14 protein-coding genes are annotated in these 14,170 nt (G+C 59.5%); 5 read left to right on the forward strand and 9 right to left on the reverse strand.

From position 1 onward, the window contains the following. The 4 genes from ehuA to ehuB form a co-directional block, all read right to left on the reverse strand. Complete coding sequence (gene ehuA / locus VE26_RS02415; RefSeq protein ID WP_046103614.1) at positions 1-777, reverse strand: ectoine/hydroxyectoine ABC transporter ATP-binding protein EhuA; 777 nt, start codon at positions 775-777, stop codon at positions 1-3. Further along, the gene (ehuD, locus tag VE26_RS02420) at positions 774-1,466 is read right to left on the reverse strand and encodes an ectoine/hydroxyectoine ABC transporter permease subunit EhuD (RefSeq protein WP_046103615.1); all 693 of its coding nucleotides are present in this window, start codon (positions 1,464-1,466) and stop codon (positions 774-776) included. The genes ehuA and ehuD overlap by 4 nt, the downstream gene beginning before the upstream one ends. 3 nt (positions 1,467-1,469) lie before the next feature. Further along, positions 1,470-2,141: an ectoine/hydroxyectoine ABC transporter permease subunit EhuC gene (gene ehuC / locus VE26_RS02425; RefSeq protein ID WP_046103616.1), complete on the reverse strand. Its 672-nt coding sequence runs from the start codon at positions 2,139-2,141 to the stop codon at positions 1,470-1,472. Between the two features lie 82 nt (positions 2,142-2,223). Further along, entirely contained in the window at positions 2,224-3,090 is an 867-nt protein-coding gene (gene ehuB / locus VE26_RS02430; protein ID WP_046103617.1) for an ectoine/hydroxyectoine ABC transporter substrate-binding protein EhuB, read from the reverse strand. 498 nt (positions 3,091-3,588) lie between these two features. On the opposite strand from ehuB, the gene VE26_RS02435 reads away from it, so the two are divergent. Further along, a complete protein-coding gene (locus tag VE26_RS02435; RefSeq protein ID WP_046104921.1) occupies positions 3,589-4,071 on the forward strand; it encodes a MarR family winged helix-turn-helix transcriptional regulator in 483 nt (160 codons plus the stop codon). Between the two features lie 15 nt (positions 4,072-4,086). On the opposite strand, the gene VE26_RS02440 is transcribed toward VE26_RS02435, so the two are convergent. Both VE26_RS02440 and VE26_RS02445 read right to left on the reverse strand, forming a co-directional pair. Next, positions 4,087-5,736 carry an MGH1-like glycoside hydrolase domain-containing protein gene (locus VE26_RS02440; protein ID WP_046103618.1) on the reverse strand — a complete coding sequence of 550 codons (1,650 nt, stop codon included), beginning with the start codon at positions 5,734-5,736 and terminating at the stop codon, positions 4,087-4,089. Positions 5,737-5,817: 81 nt separating this feature from the next. Beyond that, positions 5,818-8,061, reverse strand: coding sequence for an MHYT domain-containing protein (locus tag VE26_RS02445; protein ID WP_046103619.1), 2,244 nt, complete (start codon positions 8,059-8,061; stop codon positions 5,818-5,820). A 179-nt stretch (positions 8,062-8,240) separates the two neighbouring features. On the opposite strand from VE26_RS02445, the gene VE26_RS02450 reads away from it, so the two are divergent. After that, on the forward strand, positions 8,241-8,738 hold the full coding sequence (locus VE26_RS02450; RefSeq protein ID WP_046103620.1) for a DUF427 domain-containing protein: 498 nt from the start codon (positions 8,241-8,243) through the stop codon (positions 8,736-8,738). A gap of 18 nt (positions 8,739-8,756) precedes the next feature. Then, entirely contained in the window at positions 8,757-8,897 is a 141-nt protein-coding gene (locus VE26_RS17325) for a DUF2256 domain-containing protein (protein ID WP_084619872.1), read from the forward strand. A 70-nt stretch (positions 8,898-8,967) separates the two neighbouring features. Here VE26_RS17325 and VE26_RS02455 read toward each other — a convergent pair whose 3' ends face one another. The 3 genes from VE26_RS02455 to VE26_RS02465 form a co-directional block, all read right to left on the reverse strand. Beyond that, positions 8,968-9,936, reverse strand: a complete 969-nt coding sequence (locus VE26_RS02455; RefSeq protein WP_046103621.1) for a TerC family protein — start codon at positions 9,934-9,936, stop codon at positions 8,968-8,970. Positions 9,937-9,976: 40 nt separating this feature from the next. Continuing rightward, entirely contained in the window at positions 9,977-10,456 is a 480-nt protein-coding gene (locus VE26_RS02460) for a TerB family tellurite resistance protein (protein WP_046103622.1), read from the reverse strand. 216 nt (positions 10,457-10,672) lie between these two features. Next, positions 10,673-11,560, reverse strand: coding sequence for a LysR family transcriptional regulator (locus VE26_RS02465; protein WP_046103623.1), 888 nt, complete (start codon positions 11,558-11,560; stop codon positions 10,673-10,675). A 99-nt stretch (positions 11,561-11,659) separates the two neighbouring features. Here VE26_RS02465 and VE26_RS02470 point away from each other — a divergent pair, with 99 nt between their 5' ends. Then, the gene (locus VE26_RS02470; RefSeq protein WP_046103624.1) at positions 11,660-12,607 is read left to right on the forward strand and encodes a sodium-dependent bicarbonate transport family permease; all 948 of its coding nucleotides are present in this window, start codon (positions 11,660-11,662) and stop codon (positions 12,605-12,607) included. A 525-nt stretch (positions 12,608-13,132) separates the two neighbouring features. Continuing rightward, a complete protein-coding gene (locus VE26_RS02475) occupies positions 13,133-14,155 on the forward strand; it encodes a LacI family DNA-binding transcriptional regulator (protein ID WP_052715614.1) in 1,023 nt (340 codons plus the stop codon). The last annotated feature ends 15 nt before the right edge of the window (positions 14,156-14,170 follow it).

Genomic DNA, 14,170 nt, shown 5'->3' on the forward strand with positions numbered 1-14,170 from the left:
CTACCCGTCGAGGACTGCGGACAGGAATTCGCGCGTCCGCTCCTCGCTGGGATCGGTGAACAACTCTTCCGGCGTACCTTCCTCGCGGATCTTACCGCGATCGAAGAAGCAAACTCGGTCCGAGATTTCGCGTGCGAAGCGCATTTCGTGGGTCACCAGCAACATGGTGAGGTCATGCTCGTCGGCCAGCTTGCCGATCACATTGAGTACCTCGCCGACCAACTCGGGGTCGAGCGCGGACGTCGGCTCGTCAAACAGCAGGATGCTGGGCCGCATGGCCAGGGCCCGGGCAATGCCGACGCGCTGCTTCTGTCCGCCGGACAGCTGGCCGGGATACTTCTGGGCCTGATCGGCCAGCCCCACCAGGTCGAGCAATTCCTCGCCGCGTTGCCGTGCCTCGGCCTTCGACAGGCCTAACACCTTGACCGGAGCCTCGGTGATGTTGCGCATCACGCTCATATGCGGAAAGAGGTTAAAGTGCTGGAACACCATGCCGAGCTTGGCGCGCATCTTGCGCAGATGCGCCTCGCTTGCCGCTTTCAGCGTGCCGTCGGCAGCCTGTTCGTGCCAGAGCGGCTCATCGTCGACGGTCACTTTGCCGCCTTCGATGCCTTCGAGCGTCATCAGGATGCGCAAAACCGTTGACTTGCCCGATCCGGACGGGCCGATGATCGAAACCTTCTCGCCGCGCTTGACCGAGAAATCGAGGTTGTTGAGGACGGTCAGATCGCCGAAGCGCTTCACCACCTTGTCGAAGTGGATGATGTCTTGGGTCATTTCAATGGAATTCCTTGCTTGGGAAGCCAGCTGTCGAGCAGGCGAACGCCTGCCGAGGCCACCAGCGTCAAGATGAGGTAAATGCCGCCCACCATGGAGAGAGGGATCAGGTAATCGAAAGTTCGGTCACCCACGATCTTGGCGACGTTGAGCACTTCGAGCACGGTGACCACCGACAGGATCGGCACATCCTTCATGATCGAGACCAGGTAATTGCCCATGGCCGGAATGATGCGCGGAATGGCCTGCGGCACGATGATATGGGTGAAGGTGCGGGCAGGGCTGAGGTTGAGCGCCCGGGCAGCTTCGCGCTGGTCGGTGCCAACTGCTTCCAGGCCACCCCGATAGACCTCAGCCGTATAGGCGCTGTACTGGATGCCGAGGGCGAGGGCGCCGGTCATGAAGGCAGGCAGCACGATGCCATATTCGGGCAGCACGTAGTACAGAAAGAACAGCTGCACGAGAAGCGGCGTGTCCCTTATGAACTCGGTGACGACCTTTGCCGGCCAGCTGATAAAGGGCGATGGAACGGCCTTGAGCACCGCCCAGACAAGGCCCAGCACCAAGGCCACGGCAAACCCCAGCGTCGCCGCCTGGATGGTGACGACCAGACCGGTCAGCAATATGGGCAGGATCGAAATGGCGAAAGCCAATGGGCTCGAAAGGTCCCATTCATATCCGAACAACATGGGTCAGCTCCTCGCCGTGCGCCAGCGACCGGCATAGAATTCGAGCGTGCGCATCAGCGCGGTCAGCACCAGCGCCATGCCGAAATAGGTCACCAGCAACATCGAATAGATGGTGGTGCTGTCCTGGGTGAAGTTCCGGATCTGCTCAGCACGAAACGCCAGGTCGCCAAGGCTGATCAGTGAGACCAGCGCCGTGTCCTTCAGGTTTTGAACCGCCAGATTGCCAAAGGACGGCATCATTTCAGGCACTGCCTGTGGGATGGTCACGTTCCAAAGCGTCTGACGCGGCGAGAAGTTCAGCGCCCGCGCTGCTTCATGCTGGTCCTTGTGCACCGACTGGATCGCGCCGCGCACGACTTCTGCCCCATAGGCCCCGATATTGAGGCTGAGCGCCAGCACGCCGGCAACGATGGGTGGCAGGCGCAGGTCGACACCGATGGCCATTCCGGCCAGGGGCAGGGCGAAATAGAGCCAGAACAATTGCACCAGCAAAGAGGTGCCACGAAAGACCTCGATATAGGCGATGGCCAAGCTGCGCACGCCCAAATTCGGGCTCAAGCGGCCGATGCCGGCCGCAAATGCCAATATGGCGCCCAGGATTGTCGAATAGCCGGTCAATTGAATGGTGACCCATGCCCCCTCGGAGAGGGGGCCGAAATACTCGGTCCAATGCATCTTCAGTCCTTCAGAGGGGTGCTGCAACACGACTTGGGCGGGTGCCGTCGCACCCGCCCAAAATCAGGTCATGCGTGCTGCGCTAGCTGGAGGCGCAGAGCTCTTCGGTCGTGCGGGCGGACGAGCCATCAAGGTCCGCCTGGGTAAAGCCGTAGCCCGACAGGGTCTCGGCCCACGCATCTGTCTGCTTGAAATCGGCAAGGGCGGCGTTGACGGCGTCGCGCAATTCTTCGTTGCCGCTGGCAAAGGTGAAGCCACCCCAGCTGCGCACCTCTTCGCCGCCGATAATAGGATCGGTGAACGCGCCCGCAACTTCCACCGCGTCGCTCTGCGAGGCGAGGCCGCTGGCCGTCAGGCTTGTGGCGGCATAGGCGTCGGCCCGGCCCGTGGATACGGTCGAGATGGCGTCGGCATTGGCTGCGATGGTGACGAGATTGGCTTCGTCCACACCCAGCTCCTGCATCATCTCGAGCTGGTCGGCGCCGGCCATGATCGCCACGCGCAGATCCGGGTTCTGGGCGAAGTCCTCATAGGCGTGGATGTCCTTGGGATTGCCTGAGGCAACCAGAAGGCCTTCGCCATAGGAGCTGTTGGGCTCCGAAAACAGCACCTGCTGGCAGCGATCCGGAAGGATGGCCATTTCGGCAGCGACCATGTCGAAACGGTCAGCCTGAAGGCCCGGAATGAGCGAGGAGAAGTTGGTGGTCACCCACTCGATATTTTCAACGCCAAGCGTTTCCATGATGGCCTTGGCCACATCCGGTCCGGCACCAAGGGCCTCACCGGTCGGGTCGACATAGCCATAGGGAATTTCGTTGGCCACGGCGATCCGCACCGTGCCGCTTTCCTGGATTTCCGCCAGGCTGGCCGCGCTGGCCGAAAGGGTGGTGAGCGAAGACGCCGTCAGTGCCGCCAGCGCAAGCGCTGCGGTCTTTCCAAAATGTGTCATTGGTCTGTCCTGATTGATTGAATTGGGCAGTGAACGCCAGCCGGAGCCCATCCCGTAGGCTGGCAGTGGGCGAGAGCTCAGAAGCCCTGCAGCCCGGAGTGGAATGGATCGGGACGCAGATGGTGCGCAAATTGGAGGTGTCGAACATGACCTGGCTGTCGCCTCTGGGCTTTGCCAGCCTGTCGTCCGCCCGCTGCGCGGCTCAGCGCAAAAGCGTGAAAGTGGCCTGATCGTTCGAAAGTCATGTCGATATGATTAGCAGCTACGAACTAAAATGCAACCCTGTCGATGGCTAAAGTTGGGCATCAAGGTGTTTTCAAAGTGTAAAGCGCTGCGAAATTAAAGGCTTATGAAAGAAAATGGCACACTGAAGGGCTTTTCCATGTCCCATCAGATCAAATTGCTTAGTTAGATATAAATAAAAATGACTGGAGAGCCTTATGCTTGGGTTTGTTCGGTTTGGCAGTTATGAAAGGAGGGCAAACCGGGAGCGACCTTGTGGACGATCAGACCAAGCTGGCCTTGACGGCGATGAGAAAGATCCTGCGGAAAACGGAGAACAATTCCAGGCAGATCATGCGCGACACTGGTTTGACCCCATCGCAACTTATTTTCCTGCAAATGCTGGATGGCGCTGGTGAACAAACGGCCGGCTATGTGGCATCGCGGATGGGAATTACCCAGGCAACGACAAGTGCTTTGCTCCAGAAGCTTGAAAGTGCAGGCATGATCCTGCGCCGTCGCGGAGAAAAGGACAGGCGCCAGGCGCTGTTGTCGCTAACCGAAAAGGGGCAGGCCGTTCTGCAGATCGCTCCGGATGGCGCGCATGCCAAATTTCAGGAGAGATTTTCCCAGCTGGAGAATTGGGAGCAGCTCATGCTCGTTGCCGCCCTCGAGCGTGTTGCCGCAATGCTCGAAGAGGGGGGCGACGAGGCAGCCCCAATTCTGGATTACTCTGCCGAGCTTTCTGCCGGCAGTTGACCCGCAAGGCGCGGATCAGCCATGTCGCGGTAGCACCAGGCCCGGCCCCCTGGAGGAGCTCATCTCGTCATCGTCCCAGGTGATAGTGCTATTGGGCTCCAGCGCGATGGCATGGCGCTGACCGTCATGCAAGATTTCCGCTGTGACATTGCGGCTCGTGAGACCCGTCGCCGCGCGCAGCCCGCCGCGTCGATCAAGCGTAATACGCACCCCTGCGGGGAACCGACTGAGCAGGTGTCCATCGCGATGGATTTCCCCACCCTCCGAGGAATTGATGAGTTCAAAACGGCTCCCGTCAATTGTGCGAGCGTAGCCGGTTTCCCAGGTCTCGTGTCGATGATGAACCGGCTTTGGCAATAGGCTCGTGAACCACACTGTGCCATCGGGCCGTGGCAGGATGCCAGACATCCGCTCGATGAAATCGAGCAGGCACAGGATCGAAGGCGAATAGGCCTCGGTAAATCCCGGCTCACCCGTGAAGGGATCGAGTGTCTGCGGAAAGCGATCCATAGCAAACAGAGCTGCTAATATAGGCTGCATGATCCAGCTCAGCTCTACATGACGGCCGTGATGCTCGAATGCATGCGGCGCCCTGATCAGTGTAAGGAAATTGGTCGGCCCCGCCCAGCTGTTGCGCGAGACATTCGGGTCGAAGCGCGGATCGTCCAGCGCGATGGAAGTCAGTGGAAACTTTGCAAAAAACTTGCCGGTATTGAGCAGGTATCGATCCAGCGCAGCGGCAAATTGGGCACCATCTCCTACCTCGCAGGCAAGCACCCGCAGGAGAACGTCCGACTGCACACGCACAAGTCTTCCGTGCCGATCCCGGTCATAGAAATTGCCGTCATCAGCGTCATAACACTGCGCAAAAAGCGCCTTGAGACTGGCATCGCACTTTTGCTGCCAGGGCCCACCGTCTTGCCCCAGTTCGGCTGCGATGAGCCCCAGATACTGCCGCTGACAGGCGATGTTGGCGGTAAGATCGGGCGCGATATAGGGCAGCAGGGGATTGTCCGGATCAAGTCGGCTAGGATCGTTTTTAAACGGACTGTCGGGAGCATGCCAGAACCGGGGTGAGAGATCATGTCCGGTGTCGAACGTGGAAAAGGCCTCTACCGCGCCGGTGCCCTGCGTGTTCCGATATGTGCTGATCCAGCCATCATAGCGGGCCATCGCCTGATACATCTGGGCGAGCCAAGTCCCGGCGGTGCCGTTGAGCCGATAATGGTTGAAGGCGGAGCGAGCCAGCGGGCTGACGAGCTGGATCTGATTGAAAGCTGCCCCTTGCGCGGTGATCTTATAGGGCAGGAGCCCATCATCACGTTGATGGGCGGCGAAAGCGCTGAAGGTCGACGTGCTGACAGAGGGCAAAAAGCGGCTGAGGATTTCAGCGTTTATCGTGCCAGTGCTTTCGAGCCAGCAGCCATGGTAGATGCCGCCTTCGTTGAGCAGCGCACCGCCATTGCCGGCATGAGGCGTGATGCAGCTGAAAAGTTCGCGAACCGCCTGCCAATATCGGGCAGTTAGCCGCTCTGAACTTGATAAAAAGCTGACCCCGGCCCCAAACCACTCATGGAGTACGTCTGGCCCAAGGTCTTGAGGCAGTGGCCCGATCGCGCGCGCCACGTCAAGATTTCTGAGGTTCGAAAGCAGCACATGGCTCATATTATCGAGCGTCTCCCAACTAGATGGAAACGATCGGCCAGTCTTCCATACAAGTCAATGCGGCCTGCTCGGCAGAGGCGGCTAGTCGGCCGGGTCGGCTTGTCGACACGCCGCTATGGCTTGAGACAAGCGCGCTTCATCAAAGGGCTTGGTCAACAGGGCTGCGCGTTCGGGGCTGTCGGAAAGCTCTCCATATCCCGTGGCGATGATCACGCAAAGCTCAGGCACATTCGCCAGTGCTTGCCGGCTGAGCTCGACGCCGGTCATTCCCGGCATGGCCTGGTCAGTGATCAGGATATCGAATGGTGCATCGCTTTCCAGAAGCGAAAGAGCCTCCTTGCCGTTGCTTGCCGAAGTAACGTCATGGCCCAACTCGGTGAGCATATCGACGGTGCTCATCAGTACCAGTGCATCGTCGTCTACTGCCAGGATCCGGAGCGCTCCCTCATCGTGCAGGGCAGCAGGTTTTGCCAACGGACCTTCTGAGACGGCCGGGCGGCTCGCTGGCAGATAGATGCTCGCCGACGTTCCTACACCCACCCGACTGGACAAGACGAATTGCCCGCCCGATTGTTCGGCAAAGCCATGGACCATGGAGAGGCCGAGGCCGGTGCCTTTGCCCACGCCTTTGGTCGTAAAGAAGGGTTCGCGGGCCCGCGCCATTGTTTCCTCGTCCATGCCAGTGCCCGTATCGGTGACATCGATAACGACGAAGGGCTTGGCCCCTTGGCCTTCCAAGGTGAGATCCTCATTCCGGGAAACGGTAATGCTGATCGACCCGCCGCCCGGCATGGCGTCTCGCGCGTTCACGACGAGGTTGAGGATAGCCAGCTCCAGCTGGTGCGGGTCGACCAGAGCGTGGGGTTGGTCGGTCCTGGCCATAGCTTGCAATGGCGTCTGCGGCCCTATGGAGCCTTTGAGCAGGTCCATCATGCCTTCGATAAGCGCGAAGGTGTCGACAACTTCCAGCCGCATGTCTTGCTTGCGGGCGAAGGACAACATGCGTTGCGTCAGCGAAGCGCCTCGGCGCGCCGCTTCATGCGCGTTGCTTACCAGTCGCTCGGTGCGCTCGTCCGCGGGCACATGCTTGCGCAGCAGTTCCAGATTGCCCAGAATGACGGCGAGCAGATTGTTGAAATCATGCGCCACGCCGCCGGTCAGTTGGCCGATGGCCTCCATCTTCTGCGCCTGGACCAAGGCCTTTTCAGCTTCCCTCCGGCCAGTGAGATCGATAAGGCCGCCGATCACACGATAGGACTGGCTGTCGAGCTCGGGCGCAACCCGGGAGGTCGAGACCACCGACAGGATTTGGCCGGCCTGCGTGCGCATCTCGTATTCGCGCGCGATAGGGCCTCCGGTCGCCATCAGTTCCGGCCAGTCGGTCGACAATCGTCTTGCCGCAGAACTCTCGGACATGAAACTGACCAAGGGGCGGCCGATGACCTCCTCGCGGCGATAGCCCAGAAGATCTGTCCAGGCGTCACTCACGTCCTGAATGCGGCCGTCGATGTCCAGCGCATGCAGGGGCAGGGGTGTCCGCCGATAGAGTGTCCGAAACAATTCCTCGCTTCGACGCAAGGCCGCCGCTTCTCGCTCGGCCAGATCGGCAAAGCGCCGGTCGAACATGCTGGCGAGGATGGCAAGGAACAGGATGAAGAGCGTGATGGCGGAAACAATAAGCGCCAGATTGGTCTGCCCCACATCTGTTGCATGATGGATATGGTCGGTCTCGGGTACAGATATGAATTGGGCCGCGGCCATGCCGGAGTAATGCATGCCGGAAATAGCAAAGCCCATGATGATGGCCGCGCCGATCCTGAAGCGTCCGGACCTCATCCGAAAGGCCAGCCAGAGCGCTGCAATGGCGGCGACAATGGCGGTGGCAATGGAAAGGATGACCCAAGCCGCATCATAGCTGATGCGCACAGGCATGCGCATCGCGGCCATCCCGGTATAGTGCATCCCGACGATCCCCAAGCCCATCAAAAGGCCACTGGCAAGCAGGGGCAGGATGGCGCTGGAACGGCTGACAATGGCAAAGGCAAGCCCGGTAACGCCCACGGCCAGTGCAAAGGACAAGAGCGTCAGTCCCGGATCGTACGAGGCGTCCATACCCGGCATGGTGTGGGCCAGCATGGCCACGAAATGCATGGACCAGATGCCACCGCCCATGGCAATGGAAGCAGCCGAAAGCCAGACGCGTGACCAAGTGCGATTGGTCGCGGCATGCGTTCGCGCTGCCAGATCGAGGGCCGTGTAGGAGGCCACGGTCGCGACAATGATCGAGAGAATGACAAGCGCATTGTCGTGAGTGCCGTTGAGCACGGTCTGTCCACCTTGGCTGGTTGATCTCGATCTAGCACATTGCCCTTGTAAAACTAAGCGCTAGGATTGCCGCGCGATATAGAAAGCACGGTTATTTCGAGAACTCGTCGCGATCCAGCTCCCCGGTGGTGCCGTACAACTTCTACGATCAAGTCCTATCCACCGCGTTGAGGCCTGCAATGAGCATCCCCGTGCCGATCAAGCCGCTGCCTGGGCAGGAAAGTGTCTGGCATTATCCGCGCCCGCCACGCCTGGAAGCGGTCGAACTGCACATACAAATCCATTTTGGCGGTCTTTGCATTGTCGACACACCCCGGTGCCACAGGGTGCTCGAAACCAGCCATCCTCCAGTCTATTACATCGCGCCGTCCTTTGTGCGGGCAGGTGCGCTTCGGCCTGCGAAGGGCACTAGTTTCTGCGAATGGAAGGGTGAGGCCGACTATTTCGATGTCGTGGCGGGCGACCGCACCGCCGCTCGCGCAGCCTGGTGCTATGCCGCGCCAACGCCTTCCTTTGCCGCCATCGCAGGCTTTTTCGCTTTTTACGCAGCGCCGATGGACCGGTGCAGCGTTGGGGGCGAGCGCGTTACGCCCCAGCCAGGACGCTTTTATGGTGGATGGATCACGTCCGGCATTGTGGGGCCATTCAAGGGCGAGCCCGGCTCAGTCGGCTGGTAACGCGGAGCGAGATCTGAAATGCCCAAACGGATCGAGAAGCGCGATCTTCCTACAAAGATCTGTGCCAAGTGCGGTCGCCCGTTCACATGGCGCAAGAAGTGGGCGCGCGTCTGGCATGAGGTCCGATATTGCTCGGACGCCTGTCGGGCCAGAACGTAGCAATTGCTTGATCGTGATGGCCTCCTTGACGGGAGGGCGCGGCGAACCGCGTCCTCCCAAAAGTTGACCATCATGCTCGTTTTGCGGTCTTCCACAGGGAATAGGCAATCCCGCTTGAAAGGATCACCGCCGTAATGGTCAGCGACCATTCGGCCGGAAACTTTTCCCAGCCGAGCAGATCGGCCACAAAGATCTTCGAGCCGATGAACACCAATAGAACCGCCAAAGCCTGCTTGAGATAGGCGAAGCGATGAATGATGGCAGCCAGTGCAAAATAGAGCGCTCGAAGCCCCAGGATCGCAAAAATGTTGGACGTATAGACGATATAGGGATCGGTGGTGATCGCGAAGATTGCAGGTACGGAGTCCACGGCAAAGATGACGTCAGCAATTTCAATCATAACGAGCGCAAGAAATAGCGGCGTCATGTAACGCTCGATGCGCCCCGTTTTGGGATCTAGCTGACGTACGAAAAAGCGGTTGCCATGCAGACCTTCGGTAACGCGAAAGCGGCGCTTCATGAAGTGAAGCACTGGGTTTTTGCTCAGATCGGCATCGCCGTGATCCACCATGAGCATGCGAATGCCGGTAAAGATCAGGAAGGCGGCAAAAATGTACAGAACCCATCCGAATTCGGAAACAAGAGTTGCACCGAAACCGATCATGATCGCCCGCAGAACGATAACGCCAAGTATCCCCCAGAAGAGGACACGATGCTGTAGCTGTCTAGGAATGGCGAGATAGCCGAAGATCATCGCAATGACGAAGACATTGTCCATCGCCAGGCTTTTTTCGACAACGAAGCCAGTCAGATACTCGACACCTGACTGGGCACCGAGCTGCCACCACACAAAGCCGCCAAAAGCCAGGCCGAGAGCGATATAAAAGCCTGAAAGGAGAAGGCTTTCCCGCACTTCGATTTCTTGCCCATCCCGATGGAGCACGCCCAGATCGAATGCCAGCAGAGCGATAACAAGCCCGAGGAAGCCGAGCCACATCCAGATGGGCTGGCCCAGGAAAGCGCTGGTCAGAAGCTCCATTTTTGCCTCTCAGCTTGCGCAGAACAAGTCAGAGCCCCTGTCATCGTCCCCCTCCGATGCCCAGGGCTTTCTCAACCCGGTAAAGCGCGCCCAACTCGACGGGATGGACGACGCCGTCTGCAATGATGACATCCTGGCAGATCTGCCGTATGGCCTGCCGCTCGGACACGTTGAGTGTGAGGGCGGCAAGCTGAGCCAGCGCGCGACTTTCGGCCAGAGACGGGTCGTAGTCATAGGTTCGGCTGTGGTCGGCCAGTTCCTGGGCGAGGTCTGTTACCGAAAAGCCGTGCGGCCCCGCGCTTTTGACAAACGCCTGGACCAGGAGACGTCTTTCAGCCAATTCCAGCCGGCCATCGACATGGGCGATCACGGCCACGCCGGCCACGAGCGCCTGGAAGAAATCCTCGTGACATGCACTCCCGGCATCCTGATGGACTTCTCGGATGGTTGATTTGTCTTCGCGTCGGCGTGCGGTGCCTGCCGAAAGGGCGTCGTGCCGCAAATATCGGTCTTCTGTCATGAATAACTCCTCTCAAAGTGCCGCTCGGGAGGGCTGAGGGAGTGTGCGTGCGGGAGCCTTTCGCCAGTTGCGGACACCACACGCAGATGCCCGCGGGCCCTGCCGAGGTGATCCGACATCGCGTTGCGGTCGTCGCCGTCAACGCCAGAGGGGCCCGGTCACCGCTTTGACATTGGTATGTGTGCAACGCGCTGCAAGAGGCGTGCGGACATAATTTTATGCGATCCAGCGCGAAGCAGCCTCGATCAACTCTGTGGCCACTGGGCTCTGGAATTGCCGTTGGTAGGTGAGGGCATAAAATGTCTCCTCGATGCCCGGCAGCCGGACGACCTCCCGAAGTGTGCCGGCTTCCAGCTCGTCGCGAACCACAATTGGAGGCAAGGGGGCAAGTCCGATCCCTTCGCGAGCCATAAGGCGCAACATGGCCATGTCGTCGATTTCTGCCAAGACGGCGGGGACAATGTTCAGGCGGGCGCATAAGGCATCGAATTCAAGCCGGATGGTACTCTGACCGGTTGGCAGAAGCACGCCATGCTCAGCCAACGCTTCGCGCGGCGTGCGGAATGGGCCAGCCAGCGATGCGGCGCCAAAAAGGCTGATAGGCTGGCGCGCTAAGCGGTGCGCCACAAGGCCCTCGGCCTGTCCCCTTCCAGGGGCCGCATTGCAGAGGATGACGTCGAGGTCGAGCCGTCGCAACAAACCGAGCAACTCGTCGAGCCCTCCCGATGTCAAGACGATTTCGAGATCCTCCCTTCCCAGGCAAGGCCTGAGAAAATCGATCTGGAAATTGCGGGAAAGGGTGGCCAATGCACCCACGCGCAGTACCTGCCGTCGACCTGCGCCCGCACGCAGCGTCGATAGGAGATCATCGCCCAGCGCGAATATGGCTTCTGCATGATCCAGCGCAATGCGACCGGCTTCCGTCAAGATCAGTCGTCGTCCTACCCGCTCAAACAGGGAATGTCCGAGCCGGGCTTCAAGTGTCTGGATCTGGGTTGAAAGCGCCGATTGCGAAACGGCAAGCCCCTGCGCGGCCTTGGTGAGATTGCCTTCTCGGGCGACCGCCATGAAATAGCGCAGGTGGTGAAAGTTGAAACCAGTCATTTTTCTATTTTAAAGAATGAATGGATCCAATCAATGAATTTTCAAGAACGATTTTGATGGCTTAGACCCGGGCCGACCATTTCAGCATCCCGGTTCGCCATGCAAAGTCTCGTTTCTCCCGCCATCCTGTTTTTCGCGCTTGGCCTGCTCGCATCGCTTCTGCGCAGCAATCTGCAAATTCCCGAAGCCATCAGCAAGGCGATGGCAATCTACCTTATGGCAGCCATTGGCCTCAAAGGCGGTGTGCAGGTTGCCCAAAGTGGACTGACGATAGAACTCATACTGGCCGGGCTTGCCGGTCTGGCCCTGAGTGCCTTCCTGCCTCTGCCGGTCTATTGGGCGACCCGACGACTTGGTGGTCTCGATCGAATGGATGCAGGCGCCGTAGCTGCGCATTATGGTTCGGTCTCGGTCGTGACTTTTGTCACGGGCACAGCTGCGCTCGAGGCCGCCGGCATGCAAGTCGCCGGCTTCATGGTTGCCGTTCTTGCCCTCATGGAAGCCCCAGGAATTTTGGTTGGGCTCTGGCTGGCACGCCGTTCTGCAGGCCCCCGATCCACGCTCTTGGCGCCGCACCTGTCACATACCTTCAGGGATGGCTCGGTCATTTTGCTGATTGGCGGTTTCGTTATCGGCCTGGCTGTGGGGCCAGTCGGCTTTGCACCGGTGCAACCGGTGTTTGAAGGCGCATTCGGCGGCATTCTCTGCCTGTTTCTGCTTGATATGGGCCTGCTCGCGGCGCGTTACATGTTCCGCAGTGGTCGGCTAACGCCTGCGCTCGTCGCCCTGGCGATCGGATTTGCGCTTTTTAACGGCAGCATCGGCTTGCTTGTCGGCATCCTCATCGGCCTGCAGCCCGGCTCGGTGATAGCACTCGCAATCCTTGCCGGCAGCGCCAGCTACATCGCGGCCCCCGCTGCCATCCGCATGGCCCTGCCAGAAGTCGACCCCGGACTGCCCCTCACCATGTCATTGGCCGTCACCTTTCCCTTCAACGTGCTCGTGGCGATACCCTTAACGACCACCCTTGCGCAAAGCCTTGGCTAGCGGGGTGACACGGCATCTCAAGCGCGCAGGCTATTCTTCAAAATTCCTAGTGCCGACTAGAGAGAGACCTATCGCCAATCCAAAGGCATGCCGACAGTACCGATCAGAGAAGGCTTTCTGTCATTGAGGCAAGTGAAGCGTTTGAGATGGTGTTATTGCCGCTATCAAAAAGGGCGAAGGCCTTGACGCATCGAGCCTGCACATTCGATGAGAGCTAACCTCAACGCGGCGGGAAGCGCAGCGAGTCAACGGCCAGATAGCGCGAACCGGTCATGGGCGTCGCATTGTTAAATAGGGGTCAGCAGATGGGTATAGCCCGGTGAACGAATCGGCGCCGCGATGACGCCCCTCTCAACTACAGGATGGGGCTGCCACTTTGACTACCCAGCAAAAATTGCCTCGGCTGCGTGAGAGGAGGTGGTTCTCAACAGGTCCCACCACTGCGCTTGACATCCCCCGCAATCGATTTCATGATTTGTGGGATCGGTCCCATAAGAGGGCTGTCAGGGAGAGAGTTGGGGCGGGATGGTTACCATTACCGACGTTTCCAGACGCGCGGGCGTATCGCGCTCCACCGTTTCGCGAGTAGTCGCGGGCAACGGTTATGTGTCGGATGCGAACCGCAAAGCCATTGAGGCAGCGATTGCCGAACTCGGCTATCGTCCCAATTCAATGGCCCAGGCGCTCCGCTCGAACCGCTCCAATGTCATCGGTGCGGTCGTCGTCGATATCGGCACGCCCTATTTCGCGAACATAATATACGGCGTGCAGCGCGCCATTCGCCCGGCGGGCAAATCGCTGATGGTCTCGTCCGGCTATGCCGATCAGGATCAGGAAGCGCGCGCCATCATAGAAATGATAGACCGGTCCTGCGATGGCATCGTGCTCTATCTCGAGCGTCCCATGCGCGAAGACGCTGCCGAAATTCTGCGAAAAGCCAAAATTCCCGTCGTCTCGATTGGGCATGATCATTGTCCGGCTTCGGGCGGTTTGGTCCTGCTCGATAATTTCGAGGGCGCTCGCAGCGCCATGCGACACCTTCTTGCGCTCGGCCATCGCAAGATCGTCTACCTCTCCGGCGATCCGACCATCGGCGATGCGATCGATCGGCTGAGCGGGGTCAAGGCGGCCTTGGCCGAATACGGGATGTCGATCGAGGATATCGAGGTGCAGGCGGGGCTCTTCCACGAGAACTTCGGCTATCAGGCCGGCTCGGAAATCCTGCGCCGCCGAAAGGACGTGACAGCGGTTTTTGCAGGGGCGGACGTGATCGCCGCAGGTCTTTACCTTGCGGTCAGCGAAGCTGGGCTTCGTATCCCCTATGACATTTCGGTCGTCGGTTTTGACGATTCCTATCATGCCAAGTTCATGTCGCCACCCCTGACGACGGTTCGTCAGGAACCCGACAAGCTCGGCGAGTACGCGGCCCTGCACCTTTTGGAGCTGATGGCGTCATCCAATGCCACTCAATTGCTTTCTGAGGTCAAGACTAGCCTTGTCCTGCGATCCAGTGCTGTCGAAGTGCAGCAGGCCATGGAGGTGGCCTAGCAGACCAAGGGCCCG

The sequence above is a fragment of the Devosia chinhatensis genome (assembly GCF_000969445.1).
Lineage (GTDB): Bacteria > Pseudomonadota > Alphaproteobacteria > Rhizobiales > Devosiaceae > Devosia > Devosia chinhatensis.